Below are 3,784 nucleotides of genomic sequence, written 5' to 3' on the forward strand. Positions count from 1 at the left end.
ACGCGTTTTGACAAGGAGCTGGATCGGGTGAAGCTGGGCGAGGTGCCAGGAACGGACATCATCGAAAGCATCAAGGATTACTATGCCGTCGACGGCAAAAATTTTGGCCTGCGCATCGTGGAGTATTTCATCCGTACGATCAACAATGCGCTGTCGCAGCAGCGTGAGGATATTGCGCAAGCCGCGTACGGCATGCTGGAGAGCACACCGGCCTTGAGCCGCACTTTCTTCGCCCGTGTGCTGAGCAGCCCGGGGCTACCCGCCCTGCTGTTCGAGCCTTACATAGAAAACAGGCTGAAACAGGCAGCGACAGCCAGCGATCTAGTCGAGCTAGCCGGCGTCTGGGTGCAGAATCACCCGATCGTGCTGGAGAACGCGGTGTTCACCAAGCTTGCGGAAACGCAGCTGATGGACAAGCTGGGCCGGGAGTCCGATCCGGTCCGCGCCGTGAATGCGGTGATGGACCAGTTGGACGATCTCGAGCGGGATCCGGGCCGCGGACTGGGCCAAATCGAAGGCGGGTCGCGGTTTGTCGACCGGCTGGTGTATGCGGCCAATCTCTTTTTGCTGAAGGATCTGGATTTGGAGCGTCTTTCGAGAGAGCAGCTGCTGGATATTGGATTTCTGCGGGAGCCGAAGGAATTAAGATCGTGGGTATCCCGATTCGATGCCCGCATCCGCTCCAAAGCGAATGTCATGCTGGCGCTCTATCAATGGTTCGGTACCGACCATCCGAAAAGGGAGGACGTGCTGGACGGATTGTCCTTTGCGGAGAGGGATCAGGTGCAGTATATCGGCCGTGGCTGGCTGCAGCGGGAAGTGAAGCCGGAGGTGTTCGAGTGGATTACTCTGGCCTTCTGTCAGGACGTGGAGACCGGCGCGGTGGATTACGGATCCCTGCTGGATTTCGTGTATAAGTACGGAGACAGCCCGGAGACGGTGTATGAGTACATCCAGTGGTCGGCGGACCAGCCGCTGTTTGTGCGTCCGCGAGGCCTGGTGCCCGCGTATGCCGCGGCGATCGTGTCGTTTATGAAAAGAAATGACCCGGGCGCGTTCCGGAACAAAGACAAGGTGAAAAGATACTTTGACTCCGCTCCGCAGGCGCTTCAGCCGGCTTACGCCCGGGCGCGGTCGGAACTTGCGCCATCGTGGATGAAATTTTTCAGAAACAACCGCAAGCCGATCATGCTCAGCTCGGTGCTGCTGGTCATTGTCATCGCAGCAGGCGTCACGATGCTGACGCTGCAGGCGAACGGCGCCTTTGACCGGAAGGCGGACCCGGTAGACGTTACGAAACCGCCGGTCGCTTCCCAGCCTCCGGCGACGGAGACGGCAACGGAAATTCCGCTGCTTACGGCGGAGCAGGTCAAGGATGGGGAGCAAGGGGAATTGACGGAGCTCACCTTCCACTTCAAGCAGCCGGAAGCCTGCCGGGACTTCAAAGCCGGTGAAGTGACCGTCCTGGACAAGGACGGTAACATCCTGTTTGAGGCGATTGATCCGCAGACGGTCAGTCAGTGCGCAGCGGATCCGGCCGGGGGAACGGATTCCACGTCCGGAGATACGGCAGGTGGCAAGGCAACCGACGGGCAGACCTCCGATTCGGCAGGAACGTCAACGTCAGGCACGGATGCGACGGAAGGCGGACAGACCGGCGAAACGCCTGGCGGGACCGATACGGATACGACGAAGGACGGACAGGCGGATACCGGCGGGTCTTCCGGAAAGACGAACGTTACGGATGGAACGGCGGGAACGGACTCGAACGGTGGGGGAGCGGACTCCGGTCAGTCGTCCGACAAGGCTGCCGATCAATCGGATGCATCGACCGGCACTGCCGGCGGTAAAGACGGTACAGCTTCAGGCAGCGGAGACACCAGTAACGGTGGCACCGGGGGAGCGGCGGACAGTTCAGGAACTACGGGAACTACAGGTGCACCCGGTTCCGGTAATACGTTGACGGACGAATACACGAGCACCGTAACCGTGAAGCTGGGCAAAAAGCTGGACATTAGCCAGATTGATAAAGTCAACGCGGCCGGCGGATCGTTTGTCTTGACCGTAAATTCTGGGCAAGGAAACACGGATCAGGAAACGGGCAATACGACCGACGAAAAGGCATCCGGCGATCAGCCGTCGACGGATGGGAAATAAGGATGAATTTCAGTGGCAGGACAGATTGGCCCCATTGATAGAAATTCATAAATGGATAAAAGGAAACCCCTTAATCGCATCATTCATGCGACTAAGGGGTTTTTTTAAGCCTTCATTTGCGGGGAATCCGGGTTAAGCTGCATAAATTCAATGCGGTTTCCGTCTGGATCCTTCACCCAGCACTGCCAATTGGTGTCTTTTCCCTGTTGGGGCTCCACGTCCAACGGAACACCATGCCGTTTCAGATGGGCGGCGATTTCTTCGATGCTGTCCACTTCCAGGCACAAATGCGAGAATCCGATGGGGCGTTTCACCGCTTCGGGTTATTTTCAGCCCCATAAAACAGCTCGATAAACTGGCCTTCACGCACCTTGATATACTCGATCCAGGGGTTGCCATGATCATCCTCAATCGAAAAGGCTTTTTTAAATCCGAGAATGCCGCAGTAAAAATCGATCGATTTGTTCATATCGGCTACATCAAAGGCCAAATGCCCAATCCCTCTAATCATCCGGTCTACCTCCCGTAGATTGATTTAGAATTCCGAATCGGTATGATTCGTCGTCCGACGGTAACGCTTTCATCTTATCCAATCAAAGCGCTATTGGCAATTTGTATTTTCGAGTATCCATAATGTTCGTATTTTATGGCGTTATATTATGTTAAATGCATTGGAACTAATTATTTTTCACTAAAATACGAACGATTGTCATAGATGGTGTTGACACATTCGTATTTATCCATTACACTAACTCCTGTAAACGATAAATAACAGACACTTGATTCGTATAACCTCAATGATATGGTTTGAGGGTTTCTACTAGGGGCCGTAAATCCCTGGCTACGAATAGGCTGCTTCGCATACCTATTCTATGCCGGGGATTTTTTTGTTGACCTAACCCATTTCAGGAGGAACATGATGAGTAAATATGATGTTATTGTCGTTGGAGCCGGTCCGGCCGGTATTTTTGCCTGTTATGAATTTGCGTTAAAGGCGCCTCATCTGAAGGTGCTTCTGGTGGATAAAGGGCATGATATTTACCGCCGCAGCTGTCCAATATTGGAGGACAAAATCAAGTTATGTCCGCCTGCCGGCGGCCGTAAGGAGTTTGCGGGCTGCGTGCCCGCCTGCTCGATCACAGCGGGCTTTGGCGGAGCCGGAGCTTACAGTGACGGAAAATTTAACATTACGACCGAATTTGGCGGCTGGATGACGGACTATCTGCCACCATCCAAAGTGCTTGAGTTGATCCGTTACGTTGACGAGCTGAACCTGCATCATGGCGCTACGACGAATATTACCGATCCGACGACGGATGTCATCCGGGGCATCGAGCAGCGTGGTTATGCGGCGGGTCTGAAGCTGCTGCGGGCACAGGTACGGCATCTTGGCACCGAACAGAACCTGGAAATTTTAAAATCGATCTACGAGTTTCTGAACACGCGCATCGACATGATGTTCAAGGCCGAGGTGGAAGACATCCTCACCGTCAAGGGAAGACGGCGTCCACACGGTGCAGGGCATCGTCCTGAAGAACGGGGACAGTTACGAGGCGGACCGCGTCATCATTGCCCCCGGCGGGACGGATCAGCCTGGCTGACAAGCATCCTGAAAAAGCGCCGGCTC

At 54.8% G+C, this 3,784-nt stretch carries 3 pseudogenes and 1 riboswitch; of the pseudogenes, 2 read left to right on the forward strand and 1 reads right to left on the reverse strand.

The window, feature by feature from the left end:
* Positions 1-2,157, forward strand: a pseudogene (locus tag CPT76_RS28260) (hypothetical protein); the annotation flags it as partial.
* Between the two features lie 104 nt (positions 2,158-2,261).
* On the opposite strand, the pseudogene CPT76_RS42330 reads toward CPT76_RS28260, so the two are convergent.
* Positions 2,262-2,668: pseudogene (locus CPT76_RS42330) on the reverse strand (VOC family protein).
* Between the two features lie 253 nt (positions 2,669-2,921).
* Positions 2,922-3,021, forward strand: a riboswitch (purine riboswitch).
* Between the two features lie 55 nt (positions 3,022-3,076).
* On the opposite strand from CPT76_RS42330, the pseudogene CPT76_RS28270 reads away from it, so the two are divergent.
* Positions 3,077-3,784: pseudogene (locus CPT76_RS28270) on the forward strand (FAD-dependent oxidoreductase); the annotation flags it as partial.

Source organism: Paenibacillus sp. AR247 (genome assembly GCF_002968895.1).
Classification (GTDB): Bacteria; Bacillota; Bacilli; order Paenibacillales; family Paenibacillaceae; genus Paenibacillus_AQ; species Paenibacillus_AQ favisporus.